Genomic DNA, 15,685 nt, shown 5'->3' on the forward strand with positions numbered 1-15,685 from the left:
GGACACGCCGGATCGGCTTGCGGGGTTGGCGTTGAGGGAACTGGGCTGACCCGCTTCCCTGGGGCCTGCGGGAGTCGTTGGCTCAAGCTCTCGTAGGTTCGCCGTGCCACTGGTGTCGAGGGCGGCCGCTGCGGCCCGGCCGGCACGAGCGGAAGAGTCCCGCCCGCCCGCTGATCCAGGCCCGGCGCCGGGCGGTCCGACGCGGGAATCCGCCGCGAAACGCCCGATCCCGGGGTGAATGTGGTCCGGGCCCGCGGCTTCGCGGCGACTGCGGGATTCGCTGCGGTCGCGCGGAAACGCCGTCCTGATGGCCGAGTTTCGGATTCCGGTCGGCGCAACGGGACGCGTCCGGTCGCGACGGTGCGTGAGTTTCCCCCGCACACCGCAACAATCGCGTAATCCGATCCTGCTGGTGACGGAAACGTCTGCGGTTTAACGTTTTTCCCATGAGGTCGGTGTTGGCACCCGCCAGGCCCGGCGTCACGGGCTGAGGTTCGCGGCGCCGGACGTACACAGTGGACTCCTCCGATCCCGCCGAGGAAAGGACGCCCTCGTGACTACGCTCCCGCCGGAACCTGATCCTGTACCCGTCCCTCCGCCCAGCTCGCACGAGCGGGTCCGCACCGCGTTCGAGCGGCTCGCGAAAGCCGGCCGCCCCGGGCTCTGGGCTTCGGTGCGCACCATGGAGGAAGTGCTCGTCGAAGCGAAAACGGTCGACGAGCGCGTCCACGCCGGGGAAGACCTGCCGCTCGCCGGAACGGTGTGCGCGGCGGACTTCGACGGCCCGCCCGCGCTCGCGCGCCTGACCGGAGCCGGAGCGGTGGTCCTCGGAACCACCGTCGCGGACCCGGAAAGCGCGGCCGTCGGACTCGAGATCGTCGACCTGGCACTGAATTCGTCCGCGCGCGAGATCGCCGCCCCGCCCGGGGTGCTCACCCTCGACCCGACTCCCGGGCTGATCCCGGGGCCGGCCGTTTCGGTGTCCGCGCACCGCCTCGCGACCGCTCAACGGGCCGTCGCGGCGATGCTCGGCCCCGATGGTCTGGACCCGGCGGTCCGCGAATGGCCCGCCGACGTCCGCCTCGCCGCCGGCCGGCATCCGCGCCTCGGCATCCCCGCCGAAGCCAGCCTGCCGCTGCCGGCGAGACGGGCTTTCGACGTCGCCGCAGCGTCTCTGGAGGCTGCCGGTGCCGTGCTGGTGCCGGTCGACGTCAGCGCCTTTTACGGGGCCGGAAACGCCCTTGCCGCCCGATCGCTGCTGGCCGAGCTGGACGCGCTGCTGCTGCCGACCGTCGGGGTCCTCGACGCGACCCTGAAGGCGCTGGATCTCTCCGCGGTGACGGTGCCGGGGGACCGGCGGCCGTACGGGATCACAGTCGTGACGCGGGCGTTCGAGGACCAGATCGGGATCGACCTGGCATCGGTGCTGACGGGCGAGCAGTCGCCGGATCCGTATCCGTGCGAGAGCGTCGACGTCGTGGTGTTCGGGGCGCATCTGTGCGGCCAGCCGTTGCACGAGGAGCTGCACGGTGCGCGGTTCGGCGGCCTGGTCCGGACCGCGGAGCGCTACCGGATGGTCCTGCTCGACGGTGTCACGCCGCCCCAGCCCGGGGTGATCGCCGGTTCGGCCGGAGTGGACGGCGAACGCTGGCGGCTGTCCCCCGCGGCGTTCGGCCGTTTCGCGGCGGGATTGTCCGCGCCGTTCGTGCTGGGCCGGGTGGAGCTGGAGGACGGGAGTTCGCCGCTCGCGGTGCTCTGCGAACCGTCGGCCGCGGCCGGCGGGGAAGGTCTGGACCGGTACGCGTCGTGGCGGGGGTATCTGCGGTTCGTCAGCACCGGAGGGCCCCGGTTCCCCGGCTGAGGCGGGGTTTTTCTGCCGGGCTGCCCTCGATTCCCTGGCCGGGTTCGAGGGCAGCACCGCGTCTTCGGGCGGCGCGGGTTACCGGGCGGCGAGTCCCATGCCGACGCGGCGGACCAGGCCTGGGCCGTGCAGGGCGAAGCCGGTGTAGAGCTGGACGAGGCTGGCGCCGGCGTCGAGCATGCGGCGGGCGTCGTCCGGGCCGAGGATGCCGCCTACGCCGATGATGGGTAGCTTGCCCTCGGTCTTTTCGTGGACGAAGCGCACGACTTCGGCCGAGCGCTGAGTCAGCGGGCGGCCGGAGAGTCCGCCGGTTTCCGCCGCCAGCGCGGCTTCGGAAGGGGCGATGCCTTCGCGGGAGAGGGTCGTGTTGGTCGCGATGATTCCGGCGACGCCGTGGTCCAGGCAGACTTCGAGGAGTTCGGCGAGGGCGTCGTCGGTGAGGTCGGGGGCGACCTTGACCAGCAACGGGGTGTTGCCGCCCAGCTCGGCGCCGGTCTTGCGGAGTTCGGCGAGGAGTTCGGCCAGCGCGGCTTTGTCTTGCAGCGCACGGAGACCGGGGGTGTTGGGGGAGCTGACGTTGATCGCGAAGTAGTCCGCGTAGGGGTGGAGGGCGCGGAGGGAGAAGCGGTAGTCCTCGACCGCCTCGTCCAGCGGCGTCACCTTGGACTTGCCGATGCTGATTCCCAGCGGGACCGCGGGTTTTCCGTGCGCGGCCAGGCGGTCGGCCAGGGCTTGGGCGCCGTCGTTGTTGAAGCCCATGCGGTTGATGACCGCGTCGGTGGCCGGGAGGCTGTAGAGGCGGGGTTTGGGGTTGCCCGGCTGGGGGTGGCGGGTGACGGTGCCCACCTCGACGAAGCCGAAGCCCAGGGCGGGCCAGGCGTGGAGGGCGCGGCCGTTTTTGTCCATGCCCGCGGCCAGGCCGATTTTGTTGGGGAAGGTCAGGCCCAGGACGGTGGTGGGGTCTTCGGTGCGGTACAGCTTCGAGATCGGGCGGAGGGCGGTTCCGGCTCGGCTCAGGAGGGCGACGGTGCGTTCGTGGACCGCCTCGGGGTCGTGGTAGGCGAGCCGGTACATCGCTGGGCGGACGATCCTGTCGAAGAGCACGGGGTTCATGCTGCCGTATGTCTGGTGGGGGCGCTTGGGGTGGCTTGGGTTGGTGTGGTTTGGGTCGCGTCGGGGGGGGTCTTCGGCTCGTCGCCCTGGGGGGCGACATTGCCGGTTGTGGGTTGCGTGGGGCACCCCGAAGCTTGATTGTGCTGACGGGCGGTGGGTGCTTGTCAAGGCGGGAAAGATGCCTTGACAAGCACCCACCGCCCGCAGGGAGGCTTCGTATCGGGGTGCGGGGGAGGGGCTGGGTGCCTCGATGTTTTTGTGCATCGGCGGCGGTTTCAGGGTTTGAAGAGCTGTGAGGGCATCCGGGTCCGTGAAGGGGACGCTCCGCGTGCGAGATTTCCTCACGGGCCTTGGCGGGGTCGGGAGGGGAACTCGGAGTCCCTGGAGGTGGCCCTCACTGCAAGGTGGTCCGTCTCCAAGGTGGGTGCCGGTGTGGTGAGGCGTGCGGAAAGCCAGAGTTGGCCGGGTGTGCGAACCATTCCGGCTCGCACCGCGGATCGACCGGATGCCCGGGGGATCAGTTCCTCCGCGAAGCCCCGGCTTTCCACTCGTCTTCCAGCATGGCGTAGACCAGTTCGTCGGTCCATTCGCCCTTGACGATCTCGTTTTCCCGCAGGCGTGCTTCCTGTCGCATGCCCAGGCGCTCCATCAGTGCGGCCGACGCGGTGTTGCGGCCGTCGCAGCGGCCGACGATCCGGTGCAGGCCCAGTTCCTCGAAGCCGAGGCGCAGGACTTCGCGCGTTGCTTCCAGCGCCAGCCCTTTTCCGTGGTGGTCGGGGTGGAAGACGAAGCCGATCTCGCCTTGGCGGTGTTCCGCGCTGAGGTATTCGAGGTTGAGGTCGCCGATGAGCTGTCCCGTTTCGGCGAGTTCCACTGCGACGGCGAGGAACTGGCCCTCCTCCGACAACGTCGAGCTGTGCACGCGCTTCGCCAGCGCGGCCGCGGATTCCGCGCGGCTTCGCGGTCCCCAGTACAGGTAGCGGACGACGTCCGCGCGGGACTGGAACGAGTTCAGGGCATCGAGATCGTCGTCCCGGAACGGGCGGAGGAGCAGGCGTTCGGTGCTGATCGGGTAGTCCGGCCTGAGCATCCTCCCAGCCTAGCGACTTCCGCGGCTCCGCAGGAACCGCCGCGGTGCTCGCCGGGCGCGGACAGGGAAATTCCCGGGGCGCCTCCTGGACGCCGTCAGCGTCCAGGCTCGAGCCGGACCGGTGCTCGAGAACCCCGGGAACCCGGTGACTGCCTGGTATTCGTCAGCAGGCAGCACGTGAAGCAGGCGATGAGCCGAAGGTGGCTCTTGTTGTATCGCTGCTCAAAGTCCCAACACGTGCCATCCGCTAGCGGACAGCCACCTCACGAGTCCTGTGTGAATACAACTTAGGACCACCTCCTCTCTCGTGTACTGCCACGCTAACCGCGAACCTCTCGGTCCGGCAACATCATTTGCCCGGCGGTCCGCCGGCCGGGACGGGGCCGGGCTGGCAGCGCGGGCAGCACCAGGTCGGGCGCTGGTACTGGCCGTCGCCCTGCTGGCGCACCAGCAGCGGGCCGCCGCAGCGGAAACAGCCCTGGCGGGTGCGTTCGTAGACCCAGGTCCGGCGGCCGCGGCGGAGGTCGCCGGTGGTGGCTTGTTCGTGCCGCCACGCGTTGGCGACGAGCAGTTTCCTGGCGAGCGCCACCGCGCGTGCCGGGTCCACTTCGGACACCGGGGTCCACGGGGAAACCCCCAGCAGGAAAGAGATCTCGCATTTGTACAGGTTGCCGACGCCGGCCAGGACGCGTTGGTCCAGCAGCGCGTCGCCGAGTTCGCGGTCCGGTTTCGCGGCCAGGTTGGCGGCGGCCAGCGCGGCGTGCTCGTCCGTCCACTGTGGATCCAGCAGGTCCGGGCCAAGGTGGCCGACGAGAGTGTGTTCCTCGGCGGTGGGCAGCAGTTTGAGGTCGTGCAAGCGGAAACCGATCGCCTGGACGTCCTCGGTCATCAGCACGACGCGCGCGTGATGGGCGGGCATCGGCCACTTCGCGCCCGCGGGCTGGATCTTCCACGAGCCGTCCATCCGCAGATGGCTGTGCAGCGTCAGGTCGCCGGAGAAGCGGGTGAAGAGATGCTTGCCGACGGTTCCGACGCCGTGCACCTCCCGGCCCGCGAGGTCCACGGTGGCCAGTTCGGGGTGCCGGAATTCGCCGCGCACCAACGTTTTCCCCGCGAGCGCGCGGTCGAGCAGCTTGCCGGCCAGGAATACGGTGTCGCCCTCGGGCACGGGTCAGCCCGCGGTTTCCGGCACTTCCGCCTGCGCCGCTTCCTCCTCGGCGCGCACGCGGTGCCGTCCGGCGCGGTTGGAGCGCAGGATCTTGGCGAGGACCATGTTGAAGGTCAGCGCGATCTCCTGTGCGCCAGGGGAATGCCACTCGTGGATCGGGCTGCACGCGCCCTGGGCCTGCTGCACCGCGAGCCGGTCCGGGATCGCCGTCGGCATCACCAGCGAGCCGAAGTTCTCGCGCAGCTCCGCGACCCGGAACTGGTGCTCGTAGGACCGCACGCGCAGCTTGTTCACCAGCACGCCGATCGGCCGCAGGGATGGATTGGCGTCCTCGCGGATCCGTTCGATCGCCTCGAGCGCGCGCTGCGCGCCGGCGACCGCATACATTGTGGGTTCGGTCACAATGAGCGCGCTGTCCGCGGCCACGAGCGCCGATTTGGTGAGCCGGCCGAGCGACGGCGGGCAGTCGATGATCGCCAGCTCGTACGGTTCCTCGCGCAGCGGATGCTGATGCAGCTCGTCGAGCGCGCGGGAGAGGTTTTCCAGGCGGCGGCCGTCGGAGTCGGGCTCGTTGAGCGACTCCAGCTCCTCGGCGCCGACCAGCACGTCGATCTCCTCGCTCCAGACGCTGGGCGCGATCGCGCGTTCGAGGACGGCCCGCGCGGGCGTCTCGAGGACATCGGCGAGCGTCGCGTCGGTGAACGGCGGGTCGAGCGAGGTGGTGGCGTTGCCCTGCGGGTCGAGGTCGGCTACGAGCGTGCGGGTTCCCCTACGCAGCGCGGCCGACGCGATACCGAGCGCGACCGTCGTTTTGCCGACACCACCCTTGAGGCTGAGAACGGCGACCGTGTGCACTCGACACAGCCTACGGGCCGTCGGCCGGGGCGGTAGCCCGGAAGGTGGCGAACGCCGCTGCGGCGCCCACGCGGGTCACGGCAAGTGACCGGCGGCCATTACCCTGTCGGCCATGAAGACCGACACCGTGGCCGCCCGGGGTTCGGGCGCTGTTCGCCGGGCGCTCGAGGCCGAACTGCGGGCCGCCCGCGCCCGCGGCGTGGAGCAGCCGGTCGTCGTCGACGTCGGCGGCGGAAGCGGCGGCTGGGCGGTGCCGTTCGCCTCGGCCGGCTGCCTGGTCACCGTGGTCGAACCGAACCCGAACGCGCTCGCGACGCTGCGCCGCCGCGCCGAGGAGGAGGGCGTCTCCGGCCGCATCACGGTGATCGCCGACGACTCCGACGCGCTCGCCGCGCACGTCCAGGCCGGGTCCGCGGACCTGGTGCTGGCGCACGGCCTGCTGGAGGTCGTGGACGACCCGCGCGCGGTGCTCGACGCGCTCGCCGCGGCGGTCTCGCCGGGCGGCGCCGTGTCGGTGCTGGTGGCCAACCGCACCGCGGCCGTGCTGCATCGCGCGCTGGCCGGCCGGATCTCCGAGGCACAGCAGCTGATGGAGGCGCCGGAGGGCATCGTCGCTGGGGACACCGTACTGCGCCGGTACGACAGCGCCGGGCTGACCGACTCGCTCGTGGCCGCTGGCCTGGAGGTCACGCTGCTGCAGGGCGACCGGGTGATCTCCGACGTCGTGCCGGGCGGGGTCCGCGAGGACGAACTGGCGGAGTTCGAGCTGAGCGCCTCGGCGGTGCCCGCGCTGCGCGACGTGGCGGGCCGGTTGCACGCGATCGCGCGGCGGGGTTGATCCGTTCTTCGCTGTTGCAATGACTGCCTAGGCGGGGCTGTGCCACTCGTACGCATGGTCGGGGACGTGGGGCCGGCTGAGTGTTTCGGTGGTTGCCTGAGCTGCGCGACGTGGCGGGCCGGTTGCACCTGATCGCGCGACGGACTTTCGCTCTTCGGTGCCGCGATAACCGCCCTGGCGAGGGCCGGAACCACCCGTAAGCGTGGTCGCCGATGCCCGAGCGCCCGGAATTGTCGGTGGCAGCGGGTAGCGTCCGGAGGCGTGGGGAGAAACGCCGAACTGCCGAGCGGGATGGCCCGCTACCGCGTCACCACGGGCGCGACCGAGCTGCCGGACGACACCGGCTGCTCGATTCTTCACGTGGACATGGACGCCTTCTTCGTGTCGTGCGAACTGCGCACGCGCCCGGAGCTGGCGGGCCGGCCGGTCGTCGTGTCCGGCGGCGGCCCGCGCTCGGTCGTCGCCGCGGCGAGCTATCCGGCGCGGCGCTACGGCGTGCGCTCGGCCATGCCGTTCGCCACGGCCAAGCGGCTCTGCCCGCAGCTCGTCTGCATTCAGCCGACGCCCGGGCTGTACGGCGAGGTGTCGCGCGGCGTGATGGGGATTTTCCGGCAGCTGACGCCGCTGGTCGAGCCGCTGAGCCTGGACGAGGCCTTCCTGGACGTGGGAGGCGCGCTGCGGCGGCTGGGGACCACGCCGGGCGTGCTGGGGGCGCGGATCAGGGAGCGGGTGCAGGCGGAGCACGGGATTTCGTGCTCGGTCGGCGTCGCGAAGGTCAAATTCGTGGCGAAACTCGCCTCGGGGATGGCGAAACCGGACGGGATGGTGATCGTCCCCGCAGCCGAGACGCTCGATTTCCTGCACCCGCTGCCGGTGTCGGCGCTGTGGGGCGTCGGGAAGCGGACCGAGGAACAGCTGCGCCAGCACGGCTGGCACACGATCGCGGACGTCGCCGCCACCCCGCCCGCCCGGCTGCGGCGCGCGGTCGGCCGGGCGGCGGGGGATCACCTGTGGGCGCTGGCGAACGGCCATGACGACCGGGCGGTGGAACCGGAGTCGGCGGAGAAGTCGATCGGAGCCGAGCACACCTTCGACGTCGACGTCCTGAACCGCGACGAGCTGAGTCTGGAACTGCTGCGCCTGTCCGAACGGGTCGGGGCGACGCTGCGATCGCGCGGACTGCGCGGGAGGACGGTGTCGATCAAGGTGCGGTTCGCCGATTTCCGCACGATCACCCGAGCACGCACGGTGCTCTCGGCGACGGACGTGGCCCGCGACATCCACCGCACGGCGGTAGAGCTGCTGACCGAACACGCGCCGACGGGAGCGGTCCGGCTGATCGGGGTGCGCGTGGAGGGCCTGGACACCGGCGACGAAGGGGAGCAGCTGTCGTTCGAGAACGACGAGCCCCGCTGGCGCGACGCGGAGGTAGCCGCAGACGTGGCAAGACTGAAGTTCGGCTCGGCAGCGATCCGGCCCGCCTCGCTGCTTTCTCCGCGGGAGGGGTGAGGCCGGGGCGGATCGTGGTGCTGGGCGGTCTCGGCATCGTTGCCGGGTGCGGCCGGGCGGTGGTTCGCGATGCCTGCTCGGTGTGTGCCTGATGCTGCTCTTTGCGCTGGGGAGGGGCGGCGGTGGGGTGGAGCTGCGGGTTGCTGGCGGCGTGGAGCTGCGGGGTCGCTGGTGGTGGCGTGGAATTGCGTGCTGGGCGCGACCTCAAATGACTCCGCCCGCTGTGTCCGGCGGCTGGCTGCTGCTGCTGTGCCTTCCGCCGTGGGGTTGATGGGTTGGCAGGTGGCCGGGCGGGTGCCTCGTGACGTGCGCTCGGCGTCTGGCCGATGCTGTCCTCGCGCCGCGTGGGTTCGCCGGGCAGTAGGGGGACCGCGCGGCTGAGCGTCGCTGTCAGCCGCGGTCCGGCTAGGGCGCTTCTGGCGGGGCCGGTTCGCCGGGACGAGCGGCTCGCCGGCAGCCGGTGTCCGATGCGAGGGCGGTCGGGCGGAGTCCGGAACAGGGGTTCGGCGGTCGCGCTGAGTTAGCGGGCTCCGGGCTGGTCTCGGGGTGTGGGATTGCCGATCTCGGCGGGCATTGGGTGAATGAATGGCGGACGGTATCGATCGGCGGAAGATCGTCCCGGACGGGGTGTCGGCAGGGCGGGTGGTCGGCGCGAAGCCGGTTTCTCTCCGTGACGAGGGACCCCGCCCGGGGGAGGCCGACGGGGCGGCGCGGCGGCCTGGACTGCGCCGAAGGGGGTGACTTCGGTCGCGGTGACGCACTGTCAACCTGCGTTGTGCGGGATTTCCCCCGATTCGATCATTTCCGGATCGGGGATCGGGTAGTCGGACGAGCGCGGGGCTCGTATCCTGGACAGTGCCACCCCGCCTGGGGTTGGCTGTTGGGTCCAGGACGTTGCGCGGCCCGGCGCCCGCGACAGCTGTGCCGGAGGAGGAAAGATGCCACTCTCCGAGCATGAGCAGCGGCTGCTCGACCAGATCGAGCGCGAGCTCTATGCCGAGGACCCCAAGTTCGCATCCACGGTGCGTGGCACCCGGTTGCGCCGACCCGCGCGCCGTCGGCGCATCCAGGGGATCGCCCTGTTCGTGGTGGGCGTTGCGCTGCTGGTGCTCGGTGTGGTGATCCCGGTGTTGCGGGTCGCCGACGTGCCGGTGGTCAGCGTGCTCGGGTTCCTCGTGATGTTCTTCGGGGTCATGATGGCCGTGACGTCGCTGCGCCACAGCGACAGCGGCGGTGCGAACAGCCATGACGACGGAGGAGGCGGGGGGAAGCCGACCGGCCGCAAGAGCTCCTTCACGCAGCGCATGGAGGAACGTTTCCGCCAGCGCTTCGAAGGCCAATAGCACGACGGCGAATCCGCGCTTCTCCCCTAGGGGCGGAGCGCGGATTCTCGTGCGCGGGCCCGGACTGCACCGCTTGGCGGGACCCGGGTCCCTGACCCGAGCTTTGGGGAGCCGCCGTTGCGCGGATTTTCCGTGCGCGGTGCCGGAACCGCTCGGTGGGGCGCGAACCATTGACCCATGCCTCGGCGAGCGACAACGCGCGCCTGCTCCGTGAGCCAGAGCGCGGCACCGGTTCCGCCGTTGCGCGGATCCCCGTTGCGCGGGCCTGGGCCGAACCGCTTGGCGGGGATATGGATCCGCCTTGGCCGGGCGTCGACGTGTGTCTGACCCGCCCGCTGCGATGAAGCGAGCGAGCTGCGGAACCGGTTTTCTCGTGCGCGGGTCTGGACTGCGCCGCGTGGTGGGAGGTACGGATCCCTGGCTCGTGCCCTGGCCGAGCGTCGACGTGTGTCTGACCCGCCCGCTGCGATGAAGCGAGCGAGCCACGGCACCGGATTTCTCGTGCGCGGGCCCGGACCGAACCGCTAAGCGGGACAAAGATCCCTGGCCCGAGCTTTGGCGAGCAACGCGAGCCGAAACCAGCCGCGGCACCGGTTGCGGCGTTGCGCGGCGATCGCAGATCAATTCGACCGCTGCGGCACTCGGCCGGGCAGAGTCCGGACATTGCCGCACCCATTCGTGGTTTCCGGCAGCCAGCTGGGCGGGGTGAGGTCGCGGCCGCGCGGACCGTGCTGGGCTTCCCGCGGCGAGGGTCGCCCGGCGGAAATCCCGGCAACGGTCGGCGATCCCCCAGCCAGATCCGGGCACCACGCGGCAGTTCAGACCTGTCCGGAAACTGCCGCCCGGCCCTGGGGAAACTCACTGCCGTCGGCGAAGCACCGAGCGTGGGAACAACCGGCCCCGCAGCGACAGCGGGGCGGTCTGCCGCAGGCTTTCTCGCAGTTGCCCGAAGGCGGGCTCCAGCGTCGGGTCCGGTTCCGCCTCGTCGCTGTACCAGCTGCGTTCCACCGCGCCCAGCACCGTCCGCAGAGCCTCCCGGCCCTGGTCGTCCAGGCGGTGCCGTTCCGCGATCTTCCCGCCGGCCACCCGGACCGTGTCGCTGTCGGAGATCGGTACATCCCGGTCCGCGCATTCCGCTTTCAGCTCGCGCCACGCCGCGTCGGCCGCGTGGGGGGCGTGCGTCGCGATGGTCTGGAGGTGGCGGCGGCGCGTCAGGTCCCGGAGCGCGGCGGGGCCTCCGAGCGCGGCGAGAACCAGAACGACGACCGCGGCCAACCACCACGACACTGTTCCGGCCAGCAGGCCCAGCGCGGCTACCAGCAGGACGGCTCCGGTCAGCGGCAGCCACAATACGGCCAGGCGCACCGGAGTCGGAGCGGCGACCGGGGTTCTGACCAGGACATTTCCGTCCGGCGTGGTGCCCGGCGGCACACCGGACGGGGCCAGGCCCGGACGGGGGCGGCGGCGCAGGAAATACGACGTGGCCACGGCAGCGACGCCCAGCACGGCCAGGGCCAGCGCGAGCCAGGTCAGCCAGCTGTCGTCCGGAGTGGTGTCGACCGGGGCGGCGGGCGTCGCCTGGTCGTGGGTCTTGTCGGCCGGCGCGCCGGTGGACGGGGAGGCCGAACGCGGGGCCGTCGGCACGTCGTCGGTCGCGTTGGACTGCCGCGGGTTCTGGGTGTTCTGCTGCAGGTACGGCGGGACGATGCCGCGGCCGTCGGCGAGCGGGGTCGGGTCGAAGCTGACCCAGCCCTTGTCCCCGAAGTACGCCTCGACCCACGCGTGCGCGTCCTGCGAGCTGATCGACTGGTAGTCGCCCTTGGACACGCCGGGAGTGAAGCCGATCGCGACGCGCGCGGGGATGTGCGCGACCCGCAGCATCACCGCCATCGCCGACGCGTATTGCTCGCAGTAGCCCCGTTTCCCCTTGAGGATGAAGTCGGCGAGAGCGTCGGCGTCGGTGGCGTCCGCGGTCTTCGTGTCGTAGACGAAACCGTTCTGCGCGCTGAAGTACTGCCACAGCGCGGTCGCCCGGTCGAAGTTGTTCGACTTGCCCGCGGTGAGCTGTTCGGTGAGCGCCGCGACCCGCCGGTCGACCTGGCCGATCCGCGTGTACAGCGCGGGGACCTCGTCGGATTTCGGCGCGGCCTCCCGCAGTTCCGCCGCGGTCGGCTCCTTCAGCGACGCGGTTTCCACGTACGTCGGGGCCGGTTCGCTCGTCGTGGTGAACACCGAGCCGCTGACCCGGTCGTACAGCCACTGCGGCGGCACGCCCCGGAGCGCGCGCGGGGCGCCGTAGATCGGGAGCCAGTTGTCGACCCAGCGCGTCGGCTGGATCTGGATCTGCCGCGACACTCCGGTGCCGTCGTCGCCGGGCGCGGCGGGCAGGGTGCTGTTCGCGAGCACGCCGGTCTGCGCCTGGCCGCCGGCGCGCAGGCCCCAGCCCTTGTTCGGGGTGTAGGTGTCCAAGGTGAACGCGCGCAGCAGCCGCCGGTCCGGGCCGAGGCCGCGGACCTGGAACAGCTCGGTGTTCTGGCCCTGGTCGAGCAGCCCGCGCAGCTGCGTGAACGGCGCGATGCCGAAACCGCCGGTCCCGTCGCCGTCGCCGCCCGGGCCGGAGCCGAACGGGATCTTGCCGACGGTGCCGACCATGGTGATCCCGCCGCCCAGCAGGCCGAGCACGATCGCCGAGCTGACGACGGCCACCGGGGCCTGCAGGAGCCGCAGCGCGCCGCCGGACCCGGGCGCGTCGCGGTTGCGCCAGCGGCGGTGCCGGTGGTTGCCGTCGAGCGCGAGCAGGCACGCGAAGGCTCCCGCGCCGAGCACGAAGGTCCACCACGGCATCAGTTCGTCCGACAGCGCCGCGGGCACCGCGTACACGCACAGCAGCACGAGCCCGGTCGCCGCGGGCGCCGCGGCGGCGACGGCGAGCGTGTCGACCAGCACCGCGACCAGGCCGACCGCGATCGTGACCAGGCACAGGATCGGCTGGGTGCTGTCGACCGGCGGCAGCCCGATCCGGATCTGCTCGGCCGCCGCGGCGAGCGTGGCCCGCAGTTCGCCGAACGCGGTCGGACCCGGGAAAATCGTGAGCACGCCCTGCGTCGTGAACGCCCCGGTGATCAGGAACAGCAGCACGAGCAGCTGCCCGAACCCGGCGACGACGGTCGGCGCGCGCAGCGAGCGCAGCGCCAGCCCGGTCCCGGCGACGAGCACGACGGCCACGACGAGGTACCCGAACCAGGCCCAGCCGGAGACGACGCTGGTCAGCGAGGTGGCCGCGCACAGCGTCGCGAGCCCGGCGGCGACCGGCGGCAGGACGCTGCTCCGCCACGCGGGCGGGGGTTCGGTCGGCTGCGGCGTCGGGGTGTGCGGGATCGGCGGCGCGCCGGTCGGGCGGGGAGCGGTGGTGGTCATCGGTTCCCCTTGCGTGCTCGTGAGCGGCAATCCCGGTTAGAACCGGGATTGCCGCGCACGACGGTGGTCAGCGGGCTCATCGCGTGCCGCCGATCACCGTCGACCGGTGGGTGCCCGCGCGGCACAGCAGCCCCCACACCTCGGGCATCGGCGTCGAAGGACCGGCCACCACGACGCCCCAGCCGGCCCCGCGCAGCAGCTCCGCCGATTCCTCGGTCGCCGCGGCGAGGTGCTCCGGCGAGGCCGAACCCGCCCAGGCCGGGGTGTCCAGCAGGACGGCGAGACTGCGCACGCCGCGCGCCCGGAACCGCGTCAGCTCGTGCACCGATTCCGCGCTCACCGTGCCCAGGATCGCGATCAGTTCCTGTCCCTCGGCCGGATCGTGGCCGAGCGTCACGTCTCGCTGGTGCGCGGGCTGGAGCGCGGCCAGCGCGTCGAGCACCAGGTTGTCGTAGCCCTCGCCGCCGTCGGCGGGGGAGTCGGCCAGCGAGATGCCGTGTTCGGTCACCAGCCGGACCCGGTGGCCGGTCCGCCGCAGATGCAGCGACACCGACGCGGCGAACGACACCGCCCACTCCAGGCTCGCCGCCGGCCCGCTCCCGTGGTGCGCGGCCGCGCGGTGGTCCAGCAACACTGTCGTGCCGCCGCGCCAGGGCCGTTCCTCGATGCGGACCATGATCTCGTCGCGGCGCGCGGTCGAGCGCCAGTGGACCTTCCGCATGTCGTCGCCGGTGCGGTAGTGCCGCACGATCACGTCCGGTTCGCCCTGCCCGGAATGCAGCCGGACGCTCCCGTCGTCGCCCGCCCCGGCCCCGCCGCCGCCGGGCAGCCCCCACAGCGGGACCACGCGCGGCACGACGACCAGCCGCGAATGGCCGATCAGCTCCCGTTCGAACTCGCACAGCCCGAACGGGTCGGTGATCGTCGCGCGCAGCGGGCCGACCTGCTGGATCCCGCGCAGGCCCGGCCGCAGCGGGTACCGCAGCAGCACGCGCCGGTCGTGCGGCAGCCGTTCGACCACGAACCGCGGGCGCGAGCCCAGCGCGTACGGCACGCCGTCCTCCAGCAGCACCTCGCCGCCGGGCAGCCGCCCGCTGCGCCACAGCTCCAGGTCGACCTCGCCGGCCGAGCCCGCCGCGACCCGGTCCGGGCGCAGGGAACGCGCGGCGCCCAGGCGCAGCCGGGTGGCCGAGATGTAGGCGGCGACCAGCAGCGGCAGGGCGACCACGAACACCGCGACCCGCAGCAGGTCGCGTTCGTTGAGCACCAGCGAGCACACCGCGGCCGCGATCCCGGCGGCGAGGAGGCAGCGGCCTCGGGTGGTGAGGCCGGAAAGCGCGCGCAGCATGCGGATTCCCTAACGGGGTAGCGGGACGCGCCTCAGCGGGCCGAGCCCTGGGGGACGGGGACGCGGTGCAGCACCGCGCGGACCACGTCGGTCGCCGAACGGCGGGCGGCGTGCGCCTCGGTGGTGAGCACGAGCCGGTGCGCCAGCACGGGCACCGCGACCGTGTGCAGGTCGTCGGGCACCACGTAGTCGCGCCCGGACAGCGCGGCCTGCGCCCGCGCGGCCCGGACCAGGTGCAGCGTCGCGCGCGGCGAGGCGCCGAGCCGGATCTCCGGCACCTGCCGGGTCGCGGACACGACGTCGACGGCGTACCGGCGGACCTCCGGCGCGATGTGCACGCCGCGGACGGTCTCGATCAGCCGAAGCATGGTCTCGCCGTCGGACACCGGGGCCAGGTCCGCGAGCGGATTGTGCCCGGAATGCTCGTCGACCATGGCCAGTTCGGCCTGCTGGTCGGGGTAGCCGATGGACACCCGCGCGGTGAACCGGTCGCGCTGGGCCTCGGGCAGCGCGTAGGTGCCCTCCATCTCGATCGGGTTCTGCGTCGCGATCACCATGAACGGCGCGCCGAGCGGGTAGGTGCTCGTGTCGACCGTGACCTGGTGCTCTTCCATGCACTCCAGCAGCGCGGACTGCGTCTTCGGCGAGGCCCGGTTGATCTCGTCGCCGACCACGATGTTCGCGAACACCGGGCCGGGCCGGAACTCGAACTCGCCGGTCTGCCGGTTGTAGATGGAGACGCCGGTGACGTCGCTGGGCAGCAGGTCGGGCGTGAACTGCACGCGGCTGACGGTGCAGTCGATCGAGCGCGCGAGCGCCTTGGCGAGCGAGGTCTTGCCGACGCCCGGCACGTCCTCGACGAGCAGGTGGCCCTCGGCCAGGAGGGTCACCAGCGCGATCCGGATGACGTCCGGCTTGCCGACGAGGACGCGCTCGACGTTCGCGGCGATCCGGCGCGCGGTGTCGTGCAGTTCGCCGAGCCCGGCCGCCGGGACCCGCGCCAGCCCGTCCGCGGACTCGACCGCCGGGTACGGCGGCTGTCCGGACCCGTTGCCGTGCGGGCCGGCGGGGGAAGCGGACTGGATTCTCGACGTCACTCGACCTCCTGGTGGCGCAATGGCTGGACGGCAACCGGCGGGGATG

11 protein-coding genes are annotated in these 15,685 nt (G+C 72.0%); 4 read left to right on the forward strand and 7 right to left on the reverse strand.

Annotation, left to right across the window (positions count from 1 at the left end):
• Positions 1-682: 682 nt before the first annotated feature.
• Positions 683-1,861 (forward strand): hypothetical protein, encoded by a 1,179-nt coding sequence (locus F9C11_RS22865; RefSeq protein WP_409179397.1) that lies wholly within the window; start codon positions 683-685, stop codon positions 1,859-1,861.
• Between the two features lie 78 nt (positions 1,862-1,939).
• Here the strand turns inward: F9C11_RS22865 and F9C11_RS22870 are convergent, their stop codons facing one another.
• The 4 genes from F9C11_RS22870 to F9C11_RS22885 form a co-directional block, all read right to left on the reverse strand.
• Positions 1,940-2,965, reverse strand: a complete 1,026-nt coding sequence (locus F9C11_RS22870; RefSeq protein WP_409179398.1) for a quinone-dependent dihydroorotate dehydrogenase — start codon at positions 2,963-2,965, stop codon at positions 1,940-1,942.
• A 526-nt stretch (positions 2,966-3,491) separates the two neighbouring features.
• Positions 3,492-4,064 (reverse strand): GNAT family N-acetyltransferase, encoded by a 573-nt coding sequence (locus F9C11_RS22875; RefSeq protein ID WP_409179399.1) that lies wholly within the window; start codon positions 4,062-4,064, stop codon positions 3,492-3,494.
• Positions 4,065-4,413: 349 nt separating this feature from the next.
• The gene (locus F9C11_RS22880; protein ID WP_409179400.1) at positions 4,414-5,232 is read right to left on the reverse strand and encodes a DNA-formamidopyrimidine glycosylase family protein; all 819 of its coding nucleotides are present in this window, start codon (positions 5,230-5,232) and stop codon (positions 4,414-4,416) included.
• A gap of 3 nt (positions 5,233-5,235) precedes the next feature.
• Positions 5,236-6,087 (reverse strand): ParA family protein, encoded by an 852-nt coding sequence (locus F9C11_RS22885; protein WP_409179401.1) that lies wholly within the window; start codon positions 6,085-6,087, stop codon positions 5,236-5,238.
• A 112-nt stretch (positions 6,088-6,199) separates the two neighbouring features.
• On the opposite strand from F9C11_RS22885, the gene F9C11_RS22890 reads away from it, so the two are divergent.
• From F9C11_RS22890 to F9C11_RS22900, 3 genes are all read left to right on the forward strand, one after another.
• Positions 6,200-6,925: a methyltransferase domain-containing protein gene (locus tag F9C11_RS22890; protein ID WP_409179402.1), complete on the forward strand. Its 726-nt coding sequence runs from the start codon at positions 6,200-6,202 to the stop codon at positions 6,923-6,925.
• A 291-nt stretch (positions 6,926-7,216) separates the two neighbouring features.
• Positions 7,217-8,434, forward strand: coding sequence for a DNA polymerase IV (gene dinB, locus F9C11_RS22895; RefSeq protein ID WP_409186954.1), 1,218 nt, complete (start codon positions 7,217-7,219; stop codon positions 8,432-8,434).
• Between the two features lie 938 nt (positions 8,435-9,372).
• On the forward strand, positions 9,373-9,777 hold the full coding sequence (locus F9C11_RS22900) for a DUF3040 domain-containing protein (RefSeq protein WP_409179403.1): 405 nt from the start codon (positions 9,373-9,375) through the stop codon (positions 9,775-9,777).
• An 858-nt stretch (positions 9,778-10,635) separates the two neighbouring features.
• Here the strand turns inward: F9C11_RS22900 and F9C11_RS22905 are convergent.
• From F9C11_RS22905 to F9C11_RS22915, 3 genes are all read right to left on the reverse strand, one after another.
• A complete protein-coding gene (locus tag F9C11_RS22905) occupies positions 10,636-13,194 on the reverse strand; it encodes a transglutaminaseTgpA domain-containing protein (RefSeq protein WP_409179404.1) in 2,559 nt (852 codons plus the stop codon).
• A gap of 76 nt (positions 13,195-13,270) precedes the next feature.
• Positions 13,271-14,542 carry a DUF58 domain-containing protein gene (locus F9C11_RS22910; RefSeq protein WP_409179405.1) on the reverse strand — a complete coding sequence of 424 codons (1,272 nt, stop codon included), beginning with the start codon at positions 14,540-14,542 and terminating at the stop codon, positions 13,271-13,273.
• Between the two features lie 32 nt (positions 14,543-14,574).
• The gene (locus F9C11_RS22915) at positions 14,575-15,639 is read right to left on the reverse strand and encodes an AAA family ATPase (protein WP_409179406.1); all 1,065 of its coding nucleotides are present in this window, start codon (positions 15,637-15,639) and stop codon (positions 14,575-14,577) included.
• Between the last annotated feature and the right edge of the window lie 46 nt (positions 15,640-15,685).

The organism is Amycolatopsis sp. VS8301801F10 (assembly GCF_046195355.1).
Classification (GTDB): domain Bacteria; phylum Actinomycetota; class Actinomycetes; order Mycobacteriales; family Pseudonocardiaceae; genus Amycolatopsis.

Bases quoted from the DNA above. Each gene is read 5' to 3' on its own strand.
- F9C11_RS22890 (WP_409179402.1), top strand. From the start codon at position 6,200: ATGAAGACCGACACCGTGGCCGCCCGGGGTTCGGGCGCTGTTCGCCGG.
- F9C11_RS22900 (WP_409179403.1), top strand. From the start codon at position 9,373: ATGCCACTCTCCGAGCATGAGCAGCGGCTGCTCGACCAGATCGAGCGC.
- F9C11_RS22905 (WP_409179404.1), bottom strand. From the start codon at position 13,194: ATGACCACCACCGCTCCCCGCCCGACCGGCGCGCCGCCGATCCCGCAC.
- F9C11_RS22910 (WP_409179405.1), bottom strand. From the start codon at position 14,542: ATGCTGCGCGCGCTTTCCGGCCTCACCACCCGAGGCCGCTGCCTCCTC.
- F9C11_RS22875 (WP_409179399.1), bottom strand. From the start codon at position 4,064: ATGCTCAGGCCGGACTACCCGATCAGCACCGAACGCCTGCTCCTCCGC.
- F9C11_RS22865 (WP_409179397.1), top strand. From the start codon at position 683: ATGGAGGAAGTGCTCGTCGAAGCGAAAACGGTCGACGAGCGCGTCCAC.
- dinB (WP_409186954.1), top strand. From the start codon at position 7,217: ATGGCCCGCTACCGCGTCACCACGGGCGCGACCGAGCTGCCGGACGAC.